Annotated in this window: 15 protein-coding genes; 9 read left to right on the top strand and 6 right to left on the bottom strand. The window is 49.8% G+C overall.

All coding sequences use genetic code 11. The annotated features are described in order from the left end of the window. Positions 1-124: 124 nt before the first annotated feature. The 7 genes from O5O45_RS10450 to O5O45_RS10480 all read left to right on the top strand — a co-directional run bounded on the left by O5O45_RS10450 (position 125) and on the right by O5O45_RS10480 (position 11,381). On the top strand, positions 125-1,165 hold the full coding sequence (locus O5O45_RS10450) for a sugar phosphate nucleotidyltransferase (RefSeq protein WP_305905159.1): 1,041 nt from the start codon (positions 125-127) through the stop codon (positions 1,163-1,165). 196 nt (positions 1,166-1,361) lie between these two features. Then, the gene (locus O5O45_RS10455) at positions 1,362-2,141 is read left to right on the top strand and encodes a site-specific integrase (RefSeq protein WP_305905160.1); all 780 of its coding nucleotides are present in this window, start codon (positions 1,362-1,364) and stop codon (positions 2,139-2,141) included. Positions 2,142-2,297: 156 nt separating this feature from the next. Beyond that, the gene (locus O5O45_RS10460) at positions 2,298-4,631 is read left to right on the top strand and encodes a putative bifunctional diguanylate cyclase/phosphodiesterase (protein ID WP_305905161.1); all 2,334 of its coding nucleotides are present in this window, start codon (positions 2,298-2,300) and stop codon (positions 4,629-4,631) included. A 169-nt stretch (positions 4,632-4,800) separates the two neighbouring features. Next, entirely contained in the window at positions 4,801-5,685 is an 885-nt protein-coding gene (locus tag O5O45_RS10465) for a GGDEF domain-containing protein (protein ID WP_305905162.1), read from the top strand. A gap of 335 nt (positions 5,686-6,020) precedes the next feature. Then, positions 6,021-8,948, top strand: coding sequence for a chemotaxis protein CheB (locus tag O5O45_RS10470; protein ID WP_305905163.1), 2,928 nt, complete (start codon positions 6,021-6,023; stop codon positions 8,946-8,948). 57 nt (positions 8,949-9,005) lie between these two features. After that, on the top strand, positions 9,006-10,640 hold the full coding sequence (locus O5O45_RS10475; RefSeq protein WP_305905164.1) for a PAS domain-containing sensor histidine kinase: 1,635 nt from the start codon (positions 9,006-9,008) through the stop codon (positions 10,638-10,640). Between the two features lie 87 nt (positions 10,641-10,727). Further along, on the top strand, positions 10,728-11,381 hold the full coding sequence (locus O5O45_RS10480; protein ID WP_305905165.1) for a response regulator transcription factor: 654 nt from the start codon (positions 10,728-10,730) through the stop codon (positions 11,379-11,381). Between the two features lie 167 nt (positions 11,382-11,548). Here O5O45_RS10480 and O5O45_RS10485 read toward each other — a convergent pair whose 3' ends face one another. Both O5O45_RS10485 and O5O45_RS10490 read right to left on the bottom strand, forming a co-directional pair. Then, positions 11,549-12,460, bottom strand: coding sequence for a LabA-like NYN domain-containing protein (locus tag O5O45_RS10485; RefSeq protein WP_305905166.1), 912 nt, complete (start codon positions 12,458-12,460; stop codon positions 11,549-11,551). A gap of 169 nt (positions 12,461-12,629) precedes the next feature. After that, complete coding sequence (locus O5O45_RS10490) at positions 12,630-13,307, bottom strand: type 1 glutamine amidotransferase domain-containing protein (protein WP_305905167.1); 678 nt, start codon at positions 13,305-13,307, stop codon at positions 12,630-12,632. A gap of 128 nt (positions 13,308-13,435) precedes the next feature. Between O5O45_RS10490 and O5O45_RS10495 the strand changes: the two genes are divergently transcribed. Next, positions 13,436-14,347 carry a LysR family transcriptional regulator gene (locus O5O45_RS10495; RefSeq protein WP_305905168.1) on the top strand — a complete coding sequence of 304 codons (912 nt, stop codon included), beginning with the start codon at positions 13,436-13,438 and terminating at the stop codon, positions 14,345-14,347. Positions 14,348-14,380: 33 nt separating this feature from the next. On the opposite strand, the gene O5O45_RS10500 is transcribed toward O5O45_RS10495, so the two are convergent. Further along, positions 14,381-14,764, bottom strand: a complete 384-nt coding sequence (locus O5O45_RS10500) for a winged helix-turn-helix transcriptional regulator (protein ID WP_305905169.1) — start codon at positions 14,762-14,764, stop codon at positions 14,381-14,383. Positions 14,765-14,881: 117 nt separating this feature from the next. On the opposite strand from O5O45_RS10500, the gene O5O45_RS10505 reads away from it, so the two are divergent. After that, complete coding sequence (locus O5O45_RS10505; protein WP_305905170.1) at positions 14,882-15,808, top strand: alpha/beta fold hydrolase; 927 nt, start codon at positions 14,882-14,884, stop codon at positions 15,806-15,808. 116 nt (positions 15,809-15,924) lie between these two features. On the opposite strand, the gene O5O45_RS10510 is transcribed toward O5O45_RS10505, so the two are convergent. The 3 genes from O5O45_RS10510 to O5O45_RS10520 form a co-directional block, all read right to left on the bottom strand. Further along, the gene (locus O5O45_RS10510) at positions 15,925-16,410 is read right to left on the bottom strand and encodes a VOC family protein (protein WP_305905171.1); all 486 of its coding nucleotides are present in this window, start codon (positions 16,408-16,410) and stop codon (positions 15,925-15,927) included. A gap of 161 nt (positions 16,411-16,571) precedes the next feature. After that, complete coding sequence (locus O5O45_RS10515) at positions 16,572-17,420, bottom strand: ergot alkaloid biosynthesis protein (RefSeq protein WP_305905172.1); 849 nt, start codon at positions 17,418-17,420, stop codon at positions 16,572-16,574. Continuing rightward, positions 17,417-17,872 carry a nuclear transport factor 2 family protein gene (locus tag O5O45_RS10520; protein WP_305905173.1) on the bottom strand — a complete coding sequence of 152 codons (456 nt, stop codon included), beginning with the start codon at positions 17,870-17,872 and terminating at the stop codon, positions 17,417-17,419. Before O5O45_RS10520 ends, O5O45_RS10515 begins: the two co-directional genes overlap by 4 nt. Positions 17,873-17,877: the final 5 nt, after the last annotated feature.

Consider the following 17,877-nt stretch of genomic DNA (forward strand, 5'->3'; position numbering starts at 1 on the left):
AATACCCCATGCCATCACGTCCAATATCCTGATACCGCTTTTATTGATTTGGTAATAATATGCGTCAAAAAAGAGGGGGCTTTTCGCCTGCATCCAGAATAAAAACTTAACAAGGAGACTGGATATGCGTATTTATAATCCAGAAAAAATCATGAATGATTCAGATACAACGAGAGCTCATCCTAAAAGAAATAATCACTGGGCGATTGTTTTAGCGGGCGGCGATGGCAAATTCATGAAGCAAAACACCCTTCACTGGTTTGGACATGAGCGGCCAGAACAATTTTGCTGTTTCAACGGAAATAAAACATTATTGGATCAGACATGGGAAAGAGCGGAACGGCTTGTTTTCAGGAAAAATATTATCACCACCGCATTGGTCAGCCATAAAAAATACTTTGATGAATATCTTGAAGGGGACTCCCCGGGAAGCACTTTATATCAGCCGGTAAACTGCGGCACCGCCCCTTCTGTCATGATGTCATTAGCGCATATTCTGGCGCAGGATGAAAATGCATCCATTATCATCCTTCCTTCTGATCATTACATCCACCAGGAAAACACCTTCTCTTTGCTTGCCAGACGCACACTGGATTTAACTGAGAAATATGAGGACAAGGTGATTTTATTTGGCGCAGAAGCCACTTGGGGCAACCCGGATTATGGCTGGCTTGAAACATCCGGTCCATCTGATTATAACTCGCTTATGGATGGCGATATGCATGAACTGTCTCAGGTGCTCGCCATTCACACTCGTCCAACGTCTTCGCTGGTGCATCGGCTATACCGGCGCAATGCGCTCTGGAATACATCCATCATTGCCTGCAAAGCCAAGACATTGTGGCGATTATGTTCGAAATACCTGCCCGGTCTGTTTGAACGTTCTGAACATGTTCACAAAGTCGTTAGTCACTTCAGTAGATATAAAGAAGGCAGCGATTATATAACAACCGCCATTTCCCATGCTTATTATCATCTCACCAAAAGCGACATGTATCGAAGCTTTTTAAGATGCGCCGTCTCCGATTGTTTATCCGTACGCATGGCCAATCTTGATTGGGTTGACTGGGGGCGCCCTGAGCGCATCATAGAAACGATAAAAAAATACAGTCTGGCGCCAAGTTTTGATCTAAATATTGGGCTTTCTCAAGCATCCAAATCCTAACTCCAAAACGTGTTATTTAAATCATCAATAAAAACCAAATATTTTATTACTTTATATCCCGGCCAACTTCTAAACGCCCTGGACAATATAGGTTACTAAAGCTTCTATACGGCGCCTGCCTGGGCCTAAATAGTGCGGGCGTTCGCCATTATTCGTCCCGCCACACCAATCAACCGCTCATAGACTCCATATAATCATGATTTACTTATCTTATTACGCCAACTCTCGGTCAATAGACACGTCCTTCAGCCGCCCTAAAGCAGGTTGCGTTCTTACGCAGGATGCAAGAAAACAAACGCCGATGACAACCAGCGCCATCGTCGAATATCTGCTCGACCATGCTGAAACGCAGAGCTTTCCAACGCTGAAGAAAAGTCTAACGGACATCGCAATGTGGCACCAAAGAAACGGCTTTGCGGACCCAACACAAGCGTCTTCGGTGAAAACAGTCCTGGAGGGAATAAAAAAGAAGCTGCATTCCCAACGCAGCAGACAGGGGAACCTGATACAGATCGAACAATTGTCGCAGCTTGCAAAATGGTTGGATAAAACCATCATGGAAGCTAAAGAGCATGGCGACAACCGTCGTATATTACGACAAACCCGTGATAAAGCGCTTGTTCTACTGGGCTTCTGGTTTGGACTGCAGGATGAAGAGCTTAGCAAGCTGCATGTCGAAGATGTTGACTTAAATTCCCATGAACGCATCTCCGTGTTCATGGCCTACGATAAAGGAAACAGACGCAAGCGTCTGAAGTACTATGAGATCATAGAGCCGCGCCATTTATGCCCATTTCAAGCCTATAAAGACTGGCTGAACATCGCTGCGCTATCGTCGGGAGCGGTATTCAGAAGCGTCAATCGATGGGGGAGCATTGGAGAAGCTCCGCTGCATGCCGGCAGCATCAGACCTATTTTCCGACAGTTATTTCAAAATGTTGGCTTACCAAGGTACGGAGATATCGTCCTGGCGTAAATGCGCCGCGGGAGATATGTCACGCTATGTTAGCTGCCGTACCGATATCGATCGCCCCAGTAGTTAGAGTGAACATAACGCTCATCTTTTAAGCATAACGTAAGCCTTGTTGGATGATGGATGATGCGCCAACAGGGCCGTTGAAAGAGTCGCATTATGTATAAGACAAGCCAAGCCTGTAAAACAACCGCCTTACCAAAGGACTCTCTAATCATTCTTGGATCTCATGCCAAACCTCGCTTTATACAGACCGCGCAGACGAATATAGCGACGATGGCCTCTGCGCCCCAAAAACCCGCCGGCGTCAACTCAAAACGCAACGCCGGCGCGCGGACCAGCGCTTTGTTAAGGGCTGACGAAAATGAATCCTCCTACCCCCCCAGCAAACCTGTCACCGTGCTCCTAATAGAAAAATGCGCCACCGATGCACGTAGAATTCTGGATATTTTACACGCCAACACCAAATATCCTTTCTACATCATCTGGACACAAACTCCTCCCGCTTCACTTAAACGCGAATATGCAAATACGGATGTCATATTGCTGGACGCGTCTTTTTTAATTCATCACAGCGTTAAAGTGCTGGCGCAATTGCAGCGGATAGCGCCCCGCGTTCCTATCTTGATCATGTGCGCAACGGTACAAGAGGAACAGGAGGCGGAAACCTTGGTGAAGTCTGAAGTGCGCCAAAGGGTCGACTTTTTCGCCAAGAATCACGTCGACGCCTACTGGTTGCCGCGAGCGTTAATGCTATTGATTGCTCGCCAGGCCGCTGAAAACTTATTGGCGAAAGGGGAAAAACGCGCGCAACAGATCCTGAACTCCATAGGCGACGCGGTGTTGGCGACCGATCTGCAAGGTAAGGTGATTTATCTGAATAAGATGGCGGAAAATCTGACAGGCTGGTCTTACAAAGACGCTCTGGGTCAACCCTCTTCTGTGGTGCTCACATTAATCAACAATCAGCCTCAATCGAAGGGCGCCGACCCCATACAGCAGGCTATTGAGGAGAATCGCATATTAAGGATGACGGATGATTGCATCCTGGTTCGACGGGATGGCGTGGAGCTCTTTATTGATGACTCTATTGCGCCGATTCACGATGGCGAGGACAAAGTATCCGGGGCGGTTATCGTATTTCATGACGTTTCGGCGGAGCGGACAATGGCCAAGGAAATATCGCATATGGCCCAACACGACTCCCTGACCGGACTGCCCAACCGCGCGTTGCTGGAGGAACGATTTTCCTCCGCCGTCAATCTGGCCAAACGCAACGCCAAGCAAATAGCCTTACTGTTTATTGACCTCGACTTCTTCAAGCTGGTCAATGATTCCCTCGGCCATGGCGTGGGCGACCTGCTGCTTCGCTCTGTCGCGGAGAGACTGGAAGCCTGCGTACGTGCGACGGACACTGTCAGTCGTCATGGCGGAGACGAGTTTGTCATATTGCTAAGCGAGCTGGACAAACCGGAAGACGCCGCCCATGTAGCCGAGAAGCTGACGGCGGCTTTCTGCGTCCCTCATATCATCAACGACTATAAACTTCATGTCAGCTTGAGCATCGGCATCAGTGTTTATCCAGATGATGGAAGCGAGATGGCGTTCATTATGCAAAATGCGGACATCGCCATGTATCACGCCAAGAGCAGCGGCCGCAATAACTATCAGTTCTTCAGAGCCGACATGAATGCTCGCACCAGCAAGCGACTGCTTTTGGAGAGCAAACTCCGCCAGGCCTTGATAGAGCATGAGTTTATCTTGCACTACCAGCCCCAGATAGAGCTGGTTTCCGGGGAGATCACCGGCGCAGAAGCGCTGATCCGCTGGCGCGACCCTGCCGCAGGGATTATTCCACCGAGTCGATTTATACCCGTTGCAGAGGAATGCGGGCTCATTATTTCAATCGGACGCTGGGTGCTGCACGAGGCATGCCGTCAGATGAAAGCTTGGCGCGATCTGGGATATCGGCCGGCGCCGGTTTCGGTGAATATATCGGCGCTGGAGTTCAGAAATAAAGACTTTCTGGACAGCATCAATGACATATTGGAGCAGTACCAAGTGCCCCCGGGATTGCTGAAGCTGGAATTGACCGAAAGCATTCTTATGCATGACATCAACTCGTCCACAAGCGTGCTGGACAAGCTTAAATCCATTGGCGTGCTTCTGGCCATCGACGACTTCGGAACCGGCTATTCAAGCCTGAGCTATCTGAAACGATTGCCAATAGACACCCTAAAAATAGACCAGTCTTTCGTACGCGATCTGACAATGGAAAAAGACGACGCCACCATTGTCAGCGCGGTCATTGGCATGGGGAAAAACCTTGGCCAGAAGGTCATTGCTGAGGGTGTGGAAACACTTGAACAACTTAACATTCTGCGCAGCTACCACTGTGATGAAGGACAGGGTTTCCAATTCAGCCGGCCCCTGTCGGCGGATGACTTCGCCCTGTTCCTCGCAACCAATAACGGCGTTTTAACGCTGGATTAGAGGCTTATGCAGGAATGAAGCAAAGTATGATCACTCGCCCCTTGGTACACGCATGGGGGTTACCCCGATACCATTCCCGCCAGCGCCCTGATCTGATCCGGCGGAACGCCATACTATAATGTTCTCATTGCACTTAGCGCGCAATGGATGGACGAACAGGAAGGAAGCAATGAATAAATTAGCGACAAATGTCTTTGGAGCCCCTTCGGATACCTCGGTTGCAATGCGCCTGATTCGCAAACTTGCGGGCGAGGATGTCATTTCTCGGGAAGAATGGCGTCACCTTTACAGTCACACAGTTGGATCCGAATACTCGGCGCATCAGTATCTCATGAGGCATCTCACGGGGCGTCAGTACTCGGAAACAGACTCGATTAAGCTCTGGAATGGCATTCTGCATCATAAAGTCGAGCTGACCTGCGCGCTCGATCGAGATCCCGGCTTTTTTGTCGCGGCGCTCGATTACCTTTCCAATAAATCCCCCAAAAATGGCGCAGATTATATTCTGGTGGCTGAAGATGTCCTGATTCGATGCATGGAAATGTCTCTTGTTGATGGCTTAACCGGACTGTTCAATCGTAATGCGGCGATGAAGGTAATGGAGAAGACAATCGAAGGCGTCAGACGTAAAAACGGCTGTTTCGCGCTGCTGATGATGGATGTGGATGACTTCAGCGAGGTCAATAGCGAATTCGGGCATATCGGCGGCGACGAGGTCTTGGTTCAAATCGCCCAGATTATCAATCAAAGCGTGCGGGGTATGGATATTGTCGGCCGATACGGCGGCGATGAATTTGTAGCGCTCTTACCTGAGGCGGACTCCAATGTCGCCATTGAAGTGGCGGAACGGATAAGACGGGCCGTGGAGTCCAATATTTTCAAGGAAAAGCAAGTGACGATCAGCATTGGCGTCGCGGTGTTCGAAGCCAATGGAGCCTCCATGAAAGAATATATTCAGGCTGCTGACGAAATGCTTTACAAAGTGAAGCACAACGCAAAAAACAGCGTACTGATTTCATCCATATATAGAAATACACATCCTCTCGTTAAATAAGTATTTGCAGTTGATCTGCGTATATTCCTTTCTTGCGATATATGCCATGTCAAACACAAAGCGTCGCCGCACCGACCTCTTGTGCGGCGCGCTATCCAATTGAACTATAAGGCATAAAAAAATCATTCTTTCGTCAGTCTTTGCACTATAAAAGCGCATTCTCAGCACGTTTTACGCCGTTTAACGAGCGCCCTTGCAGGAATAAGAAATCTATTATAAACCTGGCTAATTTTATCGACTTATGGGCCATATCGGCACACAATGCCACTATATGCCGCACCTTGGCGCGCGTTATGAAACGTATTTGAGAAGAAATGAGCAATTAACAAGCGATTATGGCCTTTAATAAAGACTTATCATCCCCCGCAGGCGCGGAAATTAGTTCAAAACCGACCTTTTATGCAGCTGCGGTGGGCGCCTCCGCCGGAGGATTGGAAGCGCTTAAGCGTATGTTCAACGTCATGCCGGCAAAGACCGGAATCGTATTTATCATCATTACGCATCAAAAGGCCGGTCATGTCAGCATTTTACCGGAACTCCTGGGCAACCATACAGACCTGCCCATAGAAGTCGCCCAAAGCGGACAGGCGCTAGAACCGGACCATATCTACATCAACCCTTCCAATGGCATGCTGGGCGTGGAAAATGGCGTTTTTGTGGTGACGCCTTTCGATGAAGAAAAAAATGTCGAAAAGCATCACCCTATCGATTATTTCTTTCACTCAATCGCCAGAGAATTCGGCGACAACGCCATCGGCATCATTCTGTCGGGCACTGGAAGCGATGGGACGGTCGGACTGCAAAGCATCAAGGAAAAAGGGGGACTGGTTATCGCTGAAGATCCGGGCTCCGCTGAATTCGCTGGTATGCCGGCCAGCGCAATCGCAACCGGGTTGACGGACTATGTATTGTCTCCAGAAGACATGACCAGCGTGTTGGAAGAATACATGACCGCCATCGGCAAATCGTTGGTGTCCAACAGAGAGCTGAAGACGCAATTCCCTGACGAAGTCATGGCGCAAATATTCGCGATGCTGCTCGCGCGCACAGGACACGACTTTTCCCTTTACAAAACCAATACCCTGTACCGGCGCATTGAACGCCGTATGAATCGACATAGGCTGCATACTCCCCAAGGGTATGTAAACTATCTGAGAACAGAGCCTCAGGAGCTGGATCAGCTCTTTAAGGAATTCCTCATCCGGGTGACCAGCTTTTTCCGCGACGCCGACGTCTGGAGCAGTCTCTCCAAAGGCGCATTGGAAGAGTTGGTGATGAAAAGATCGGCGGAAGGCTTATTCCGCGTCTGGGTGCCGGGCTGCTCTACCGGCGAAGAGGCCTACACGGTGGCCTTTATTATCACGGAGTTATTGGAGAAACTGCAGTTCCCTCCCCGTATCCAGATCTTCGCTACAGATCTCGACGCCAGCGCTATCAATATCGCACGCAAAGGGGTATATGACAAAAGCATTCAAAGCGAGATTTCCAACGAAAGACTGCACAAATATTTCACTCAGGAAGGCGATTGCTACAAGGTGAATAAGGCCATCCGCGACATGATGGTATTCGCAGTCCACAATATTATTAAAGACCCTCCCTTTACCAAAATAGACCTGATTTCCTGCCGTAATCTCCTTATTTACATGCGGTCGGAAATGCAAAGAAAGTTATTTTCCCTGATGCACTACGCCTTGCGCCCGGAAGGACTGCTAGTACTGGGGCCATCCGAATCCATTGGCGACTCCTCCCTATTGTTTGAGGCGGTGGATAAGAAGCATAAGATATATAAGCACAAACTTTCTTCGGATATCGATTACCTGCCGAATATGGGGTCAAGATTGGAGCCAAATGGCAATATTGCTATAGACAGGCTGGGCATCGGCCAGCGCTATTCCCAGGAGACGCCGTCGTTTTCCAGTGCGGTTATGAAAATGCTGGTTAATCGGTTCGCTCCGGTTTGCGTCCTCATTAACTATCTCGGGGACATTTGCTACATACACGGAAAAACCGGCGCGTATCTCGAACCGAATGAGGGACGCCCCCGCAACAACATATTGGAAATGGCGCGTCCGGGACTGCGTATGGAACTGGTTTCCGCCATGCATCAGGCGGCGACAGAAGAATGTCCCGTTGTGCATCGCATCGCCAACATCACTCAGCCGCCTTCGTCAGTAAAACTGTCCGTTGAGCGCATTCAAGAGCCAGCGGCATTACACGGGCTTCTGCTGATTATGCTCGCCCCTCTCAGTGAGGCGATACCGGCTATCAGCGATATCGTTACAGACAGCAACGCCTGGGGCATTCCAGAAAAAAAGGAAGATGCCGAGAACGCTGAGACGGGCAATGAGGTCGTCTGGCTCCGAAAAGAGTTGGGCATGATGCAGTTGTTTTACCAAAATCTGGTTGAGCAACTGGAAACCTCCAACGAAGAGCTGCAAAGCGTAAACGAAGAGTTGCAAAGCGCCAATGAGGAACTGGAAACTTCGAAAGAAGAAATGCAGTCGCTGAATGAAGAGCTTTCTACCGTCAACAACGAGTTTCAGTCCAAACTGGAGTCCTTGTCACAAGCCAATGACGATATGCAAAATTTATTGAACAGCACTGATATCGCCACCATTTTCCTGGACGATAACCTTTGTATTAATCGCTTCACTGAGCAGGCGAATAAAATAGTCACGTTGCGAGAGGGAGATGTCGGACGTCCTATCAGTGAGCTGGCGCTGAATAATCTCGATTATCGGCTCCTTCTTAAAAACGGCAAGGAAGTATTGAAAACGCTGGTTCCAGTAGAGATAGAGTTCGCCACCGGTTCCGGTGAGTGGTATTCCATGAGAATCGCGCCGTATCGCACTACAGGCAACGCCATCAACGGTTTGGTCTGCACCTTTTTAGGCATCAACAGCCTAAAACGAACTGAAACGCAATTAAGCTGCCTCACCGCGGCGCTTAATGCGCTACCGGACCCAATTCTGACGCTTGAACCGAACCTGACAATTCGCTTCGCGAATAGCGCCTTTTATGAACTTTTTAAACTGGATAGGACAGATGTTGAACATATGTCTATTTATGACATCGTCCAGGCATTCCAGGAGCACACCGAGCTTAGATCCGCCCTGGAACAATTGAGAGAGACTGGCGTCCCTTTCAACAATCTGAAGGTGTCGCTTAACTCGGGGGATGCCGGCTCAATCAACTTGGGCCTGGCCGGCCGCCGGGTAACCCCTGAAGCGGGAGACATCTTAATTACCATCAGACCTAACTGATGGCGTAGCAAAAAATTTATTGAGGAATGGGAATGATGTCAGGGAGACAAACCAGCTATGAAACTCAAATCACCGCTCAGGTCAATTAATAAGAGCCTGAAAAACTACGCAGTGCACTTATTTCATCCAGAGACGCCCAAGTCTCTCACACCCGATGACGAGCCGAGCGGAGAGTCAACATTACAGCGCCTGGTGCATGAACTTCAGGTACATCAAATTGAGCTGGAAACTCAGAACGAAGAGCTGCGGCATACGCAACTGCAGCTCTCCGATGCGCGAGATCAGTACCTCCAGCTGTATGATATGGCTCCGGTCGCGTATGTGACGATTGATCAGAAGGGAAAGATTCTGGACGCCAACCTTAAAGCATCGGAATTGCTCAGCGCCGGTCGCAAAGCGTTACATGGCTCCGCCCTCGCCGATTTTATCTCACCCACCTCACAGGATGCTTACTATCTGCATCGACAAGCGGTTTTCTCCACTGGATTCAAGCAAGTAACTGAGCTGACGCTGAAAGGACCTCCCACTCGCATCGTGACCCGGGTAGAAAGCGTCACGAGCGTGGATAAAGACCGCTGCCTTATGGTCCTGGTCGATATTACCAGTCAAAAGCAGGCCGAAGCGGCGTTGCAAAAGCTCAATGAGGAACTGGAAACATTGGTGGAGGAAAGAATGCGCCAGATCCAGATGAGCTTTAACCGCCTGAACACCATTCTGAATACCGCCACCGACGCCATTATCACCATTAACAATCAGGGCAAGATTGAAAGCGTCAACCCCGCCTCAGCGGAAATGTTCGGTTATTCCGCCGAGGAGCTCATTGGCGGCAATATTTCTCTGGTTATCCCCACGCAGCAAGCGGAGGCGCTGCTCAAAAACATCAATCAATTGTTACAGCAGCAAGATAACCGCCCCATTGGATGTGTCATGGATATGTCGGCAAGACGCAAAGGGGGTTATCTATTTCCGATCAGCCTGAGCAGCAACAGAATTGATAAAGAAAATGCGTTTACCTGCATCATTCGGGATATGAGCGAGCGGGTCGAGCTTGAAAAAGTCCTGTTGCAGCGAACGGAAGAGGAACGCAATAGAATCGGTCGAGAGCTTCACGACACTATAGGACAAACCGTGGTGGGCATCGCTTTAAAAGCCATTTCTCTGTCGACTGAACTGGAGAAAATCGCCCCTCCCCTCGCGCAAGCGCTGGGTGACATGAGCGCGAAACTGGAAGCGACAGGACGCGAAATCCACACTATTGTGAGCGACTTGTCCCCACTGCGGATGGATGACAATGACTTCAAAGAAGCGTTTCAGTGGTTGGTGGACTCCTGTCAGATTTACAGTCAGGCAAAGATCACGCTTGAATGTCCGAATAACGTCGCTATCAAGGACTCCCGCGTGGCGACCCAACTGTATCGCATTGCGCAGGAAGCGCTGCATAACGCGATAAAGCACGCCAAAGCGACGCTGATCCGAGTAAAAATCGAACAAACTTCTGAATTTATCAGGCTTTCCGTCATCGACAACGGTTCCGGCATTGCGTCCGCCCCCCAAGCCTCCCGGCCTCCCTTCAGTTTGTCCGGCAAAGGCCTTGAAAATATGAAATATCGCGCTCATGTCATTGGCGCCGACGTGGTCGTGCTGAGCAACAGGGGCAAAGGCTCGCATGTTGAATGCACCTTACTGACGTAATTCGGTTAGTGTCGGTCAATACGCCCTTAAACGTTGTTACGGAAAACCAATAGAACGCCATTAAATAACCTGAGCAAGAAATACGTAATGATTCATAAAGTGCTGATTGTCGATGACCACCCCATATTTCGCGACGGGTTGACCAGCCTGATCAATAAAGAAGGAGATATGAGCGTATGCGCTGAAGCCAGTGATATTTACAGCGCATTGGAGCTATTTAATGCATATGAACCGGATGTCGTCATCGTAGACCTGAATTTAGTCGACAGTAACGGCCTGGAGTTAATCAAAAGACTCAGGCTGACCTCTCACTCCGTTAAGATCCTGGTTGCGTCGATGCACAGCGAAAGTTTCTTTGGCGAAAGAAGTTTAAGGGCTGGCGCCAACGGTTATATCTGCAAAGAGGAAACGCCAAGGAGTCTGATCAACGCTCTTCGGGAGCTTTTAAACAACGGGTTTTATATGAGTCCCAAGCTTTCCAATATCATCGCCAAGCGACACTTGGCGAACGCAGAAAACGGAGACTCAAGACCCGAATGCATTCTTTCTGAGCGAGAGCTGGAAGTTTTCACGATGGTTGGCAAAGGCTCTTCAACCAAAGAAATCGCTCACAAGCTAAATCTCAGCGTCAAAACCATCGACACCTATAAAGAACACATCAAGCGTAAACTTGGCATCAAAGATAATACGGCGCTGATTCAACAAGCCGTCGTGTGGATGGTGCGGGAGTCAATGCTATAAAAATGGCGTAACGCTGCTGGAAAGCCCTGAGTCGCACTGGGCCTGTCTCCAAATTGCCCTTCTTGGTCTATTGTTGGGCGTCCATCTATGGACGCCCAACTAAAATACTTAATACTGCGCCCTGACAAGCCAAATACTGGAATGTCACATGATCGTTTTTGCTGCGACTAGGCAAGCACTCTGGAGCTTATATCTCGTAAAGAAAGGTATTCAATGAATTCCCCTTCCGCTGAGACCGGAATTATCTTTACAGCGCAGGTTTTGTTGCCTTTTTCACTTGTCCCTCTTTCAAACTCCAGCTGACACCCGCTTTTTGCAATAGTTGTCATCTCAGAGTTCGTCGGGCGAGTCCCCCCAGAAAATCGGACATGTGATACATGGAAAAAGAGATCGCTCGTTTTTCCTGATTCATCCTTAACAGTTAAGAAACCAAAACCCTTGTCTTCTCTCCAGGAACCCGCCTTGATGGTGGCGATCTCACGAACAGGCTTTGTGGTCTTCTCTTTCTTTTCCGCCTTGGTTGGCTGTTTGAGGGCGGTTTGATTTTTTTTCAGAAAACCGTGGATCTTATGGCCATGTTCGCCATCTGGACGGTAAAAGGTATCCACGCCTTGACTCAGTTCAGTGGAAATATTGTCGAAAGCAAAGGCCTCCACCTTTTTGCCCTTGTGCTGTAATGCAGATACAACACGGCAAAAATCACCATCTCCACTGCCTAGTAGAACATAGTCAAGATTGTCGGTTTGCAGCAAGGCGTCTACGGCCAGTTCCAAGTCTACATTGCCTTTTGCATACACGGTTCCGTCTTCTTGCTGGTACTTTTTCAAGGGTTTCTCGAACACCCTGAATCCAGCATTACGGATATCACTGCGATGTTTTCGTTGCTCCTGCCGGTATTTGGCGTCTTTTTGTTCCCTGTCTTCATCAACCGCCATGTACGTATTGGCTCGAATGACAAGCATCCCCAGGTCTTCCACAAACTTTATGATGGCGCTGTAGTCCAGCCCCTCACGATCCTGTCCATAGATCAAATTGTCATTGTCGATGAATATTCCGGCTTTTAGCCCATCGTATTTCATGTGTCACTTCCGCTCAGAGTCGCTTATAACCTTTTTACTCATTATATCCGGCGGAATCTCGTCCGCCTCCCTAATTCGTAACATTTAGGTTGGTGGCCTTGGACTCTGTGAAAGTGACAGTCTGTTGCGCCCTCACCCGTTCTGGCGCTCATCCCCCCCTTTCTCTACTTCACTTCAACAAGTCCAGCAACGCTTTGGCTGCGCCTTCGGAGCTGGCGGGGTTTTGTCCGGTGACCAGGAGGCCGTCGGTGACAACGTGGGGCTGCCAGTCCGCGCCCTTCTCATAATGGCCTCCCAGACGTTGGAACTCGTCTTCAATTAAGAACGGTACGACAGAAGTTAATCCTACGGCGTCCTCTTCACTGTTAGAGAAACCTGTGACTTTAAGGCCGGCGATAAAAGGATTTCCTTTCTCGTCGCGTACTTTGATCAGCGCGCCAGGGGCATGACAAACCAGCCCGACAGGCTTGCCAGATTGAGCAAATGTTTCGATGAGAGAAATGGAGTTTGCATCATTAGCCAGATCCCACAGCGGGCCATGTCCGCCCGGATAGAAGACGGCGTCAAAGTCTGCGCTGTCGACAGACACTAGAGGAACGGTCGCCGCCAGCAGTTGTTGGGCTTCCTGGTCTTGATGAAAGCGTTCCGTTGCTGCGGTTTGGGCGCCTGGCTCATCGCTTTTGGGATCGATGGGCGGTTGACCGCCAGCCGGAGACGCCAGAGTTATCGTAGCGCCTGCATCCTTAAACGCATAATAAGGAGCCGCGAACTCCTCCAACCAGAATCCCGTCTTGTGACCTGTCTCTCCAAGCCGCTCGTGTGAGGTCAACACCAATAAGATTTTCATAATTATCTCTCTGTTTGGGTTCATGATGATTTCCAACCATCCTAGGTCAAACCCATCTGCTGCAGAATAGGTTGAATGCTGAAATGACTTTTGTCTTAATGACAATAATCACAGTATGAGAGCACGCGATGGACAAGCTAAGAGCCATGCAGTACCTGCTCAAAGTAGCGGATACCCTGAGTTTTTCACGGGCGGCGAAGTCATTCGGCGTACCGGCTTCTTCCATCTCCCGCCGCATCGCTGATCTGGAAGCGGACCTGGGCGTGGAATTGCTTCACCGCACAACCCGTACTGTGCGGCTCACTGAAATTGGCGTGATTTACGTTGAGCACGTGCGCAGCGGAGTGGCCCAGCTTGATGACGCCGAGGAAATGGTCAGTCTGCACAGCAGGACGCCAAGCGGCACATTACGCATTAGCGCCATGCCAAGTTTCAGCCAATTGCTGTTGCCAGCCGTCATCGCTTTCAATGAACGCTATCCAGATATCCTCCTGGACCTGCATTTTAGTGACGCTGTGGTGGAGATGGGGCGCGAGCGGATTGATATCGCCATTCGTAGCAGCCTTTTAACTCAGGAGCGGGTGGTGGCTCGCAAAATCCACAGCCACAATTACCTTCTCGCCGCTTCTCCTGAGTATTTAAAAAGAAATGGAACGCCTCGCACACTGGAGGATCTGCAGGATCATCCGGCCCTGCTCTATCGCGGACCGAGTTCAGTTCTGAAATGGTACGGCCAGGACGCTGACGGCTGGTATGAACTACCGATTTCGCCACTCATGATCAGTAATGATGGCGCCACGTTGGTGGCGATGGCCTGTCAGCATCGAGGTCTTGTATTGTTGCCTCAATGGGGACTTGAGGGCTACGTTAAACGAGGCGAACTCACTCCTATCGTTCTAAATCGCCCCATATCAGTACGTCGTGGAACCGAAGCAAGTCTCTACCTGATGTACTTGCATGCCAGATATCAGATACCCAAAGTTAAACTGGCGGCGGACTTTCTGTTTGAACATCTGACCCTGAATTCGACAGATCTGTGATTTCCTATTTATGTGGAACGCCATCCTGCAAAACTAACCATTATCCCGATCATACTCCCGCCGAGCGCTACGTATTTCTTCATGGTGTGTGTTGGCCCATGAAACCAGTTTCCAGAGTGACTTGGCCAGGCCTTCTCCCAGCGGAGTCAGTTCATACTCCACTTTTACCGGGACTTCTGGATAAACCGTGCGGTTAACGTATCCATCCCGCTCCAGATCTCTTAAGGTTTGCGTCAGCATGCGTTGAGAAATGCCTTCGATTCTGGTTTTCAGCGAATTGAAGCGATCAGGCCCTTCAACGAGGCTGAATAAGATCAGCATCGACCATTTATCCCCTACCTGACTGACCACATTTCGAATCGGACAGTCTTCATTTTGCAGAAAAACTCGCTTGCCGTTTTTGGTCTTGGTGCTCATTGATCTTCCCTCACAGGTTATCAAAAGGTAACTAGGGCAGATTTCAGTGCCTAATTGTTGCCCAAAATTCTTTTATGTATGTTAGTACACATTAGTAACCTACATGAAGACAATTTTATGACTCAATCTCTACTTAACCTGGCGCTAAATGAATATGCAACACGCCGCGCAGAATCTGGAATCGATTTTTTTACCCCCAAATACGTAGATGTCGGCAAGTTTAACGTTCGCTATGTTCGTCACGTTAAAGAGAATGCGCCCACTTTGGTGCTGCTTAACGGCTTGCCTCAAAGCATCCGCATCTGGGAGAGTTTTTGGGAAAGGCTCTCTCAGGACTTTGATCTGCTTGCCTTCGACATCCCTGGATTCGGGCTTACCAAAGCGGAAGAGAGCGATATGTCGCCGAGAAAACTGGGGCAAGCCGTCATCGACATAATGGACCACTTTGGCATTCAGAAAGCGCACCTGATTGGCCCCGATGTGGGCGTGCCGACAACGCTTGCGGCCGTTATTGGTCATCCTGAGCGCTTCGAGAGTATTAATATTTTTGACGGCCCTGGCAGTTATCCGCCAAAGATGTCACCCATTTTGACGGCGGTCATCAAATCAGGTTTCGTCAGATGGCTTGCGAAGGGGCTAAATAGAAAGGCGGTTATGAAGACTAACTTTATGGTCGCAGTGAAAGAGGGCTACACGCGTTATCGACCCACAAAAAATGCAATTCGAGAGTATTACCAGGTAACCCATGACCTGCAGAGTCATCGTTGCGCCATGAGTTTCTTTGGCGCCTACGCCCAGGATCTTCCCTGGATTCAGGAACGCCTGCGGAGCATTTCGGTTCCTACCTTAGTTACCTGGGGGAAACTCGACCCGTTCGTTGACGTTAGCAACGCCGACTATCTTGCATCGCACATCCCTTTGAGCAAACTCGTCATCTTTGAAAACGCCTCCCACTTTTCATCTGAAGATGCGGGAGAAGAGTATCTAAAGACGTTAACGAACTGGTGTCTGGGTGAATACAAGGGGATACGGGGGAAAGCTTGATCCCCCTACTCCTTTATTTCCCATTCCTTCTCTTTTATTTGTGTCGACTATTTGTGTCTGCATTGCCGAGACTCCGCCCTGCCTTTCCATCAGTTTGGCGGAGCCTTTGCGGGCGCTCAGGAGATATCCGCCACTGCCGCGTCGAGTGCGGCGATATCGATTTTCTTCATGGTCATCATCGCGTCGAAAGCGCGTTTCGCCTCGACCGGATTGGAGCTTGTCGTCAAATCAAGCAATCGTCTCGGCGTGATTTGCCATGAATACCCCCAACGGTCTTTGCACCAGCCGCAGGCGCTTTCCGCGCCGCCATTTTCGAGAATGGCATTCCAATAGCGATCCGTTTCTTCCTGGTTCTCCGTCACTATCATGAAGCTGACGGATTCATTGGGAGTGAACACCGGACCGCCGTTGAGACCGACAAACTGTCGCCCAAGCACTGTGAACTCGACGGTTAACTCTGTCCCTTCCTGACCGCCGGGAAAATCACCAGGGGCCATGTTGACTCGGCCGACATGGCTGTCGGGAAAAGTGGCGGCGTAGAACTCAGCCGCCTTGCTGGCTTCACCGTGGTCAAACCACAGACAGGTAACGAGGTTGGACATATCTGTTCTCCTTATTTGTTGGACGCAAACCCTTTGTTGCAATCACAGAGTAGTCGTTCAGCGACATCCCATTTCGACCGTCGTGCGTAAAAATTTATGCGGGTAACAATGCCGCCAAGTCACAACGCAAGTGGCGTCAGTATTATGTCTGTTGAGGATAATCAATCTACCCTCTCCCAACTCAACTTATTTTCTACAGCAAAATCACTAAATGTTTTTGGGGGGCGATCAGTCATGTCTTCGACTTCGCAAGTAAGGCGCTCTTCGGAGCCTCCCGCTATCGCAGTATCCAATGAGGATAGAAGGCTGGCGTATTCAGGCGCCATCCCCATGCGTTCAAATCTTTCCTTCAACTGCCGCTCCGTCAGCATCACATGTTTGACAGGACGACCAATCGTTGTGGAAATTATTCTCGCTACATCAGTGTAGGTAATGAGCTGGGGCCCCGTCAGGATTAAGTCTCTATTCAAGGGCTCCCGTTGAGTTAGCGCGGTAGCGGCTACTGCTGCGATATCTCCCGCATCGATAAAAGGGATAAGGCCATCTCCGGTTGCTGAATATATCGCCCCCTCGTCCATGATCGTCAGCAAATGTTGTTGCTCGGAAAAGTTCTGCATAAACCAGGAAGGACGTAATACGGTCCATTCCGGCGCGTTTTCCGCCAGATATTGATGAACAGCGCCAAGCAGTGGGCCGCCCTTAGGCAATGACGATGCGCTAAGTAACACGAAACGACGCACGCCGTTCTTAATAGCAAGGTCGATAAAGGGGCGCATCGCTTCCAAAGGCTCACTGACATTGGAGGGGGCGAGCAGGTAGACGGCGTCGACTTGGGAAAGCGCCGCCTCAAAAGTGCTGGCGTCGCTCCAATCAAACAAAACGCTATCGCAAGACTCAACAACGGTTAAAGAGCGCGCCACCAATCTCACTCTGATATCGGCGGAGGCCAGTCTGGAAGCGATGCGTCTACCGGTCTTTCCCGTACCGCCAGTCAAAAGCACTGTCCTCATAGCTTGTTCTCCGCTTCGCCTTGCAGAGGCGCGAGATTATCCAACGCTTCGAGCGCCACAAGAGGATTCCAGTAGTCAACATAGCGTTCAATCATTCCATCACGAACTGTAATCACGGATATATAGCGTTGATGGTAAGGACGCTGGGTCTTGAGTGCGCGTCCAGCGCATTCGAACTCCAGAATCACCACATTTGGGGTCAATGTGTGATGTATTTGGGGCTCGCTGAGTCTGTCGACGGCAAGAATGTCACCCAGCCTGGATAAGTATGAGGAAAGCGCTACACGCCCCTTTATTTCTCGCACGCTGCCAGGTGGCGCATAGGGGAACTCCATAACACCGTCAGGGGTCATCATCGCCACGAAATCCTCTGCGGTCTGATCCACAAGCGCACCGAGGGAATGTTTGAGCATATCTGAGAAACCAGCGAATCCTGAGGTGTGATCAACCATTATCT

Source organism: Hahella sp. HNIBRBA332 (genome assembly GCF_030719035.1).
In the GTDB taxonomy this organism is placed as follows: Bacteria; Pseudomonadota; Gammaproteobacteria; order Pseudomonadales; family Oleiphilaceae; genus Hahella.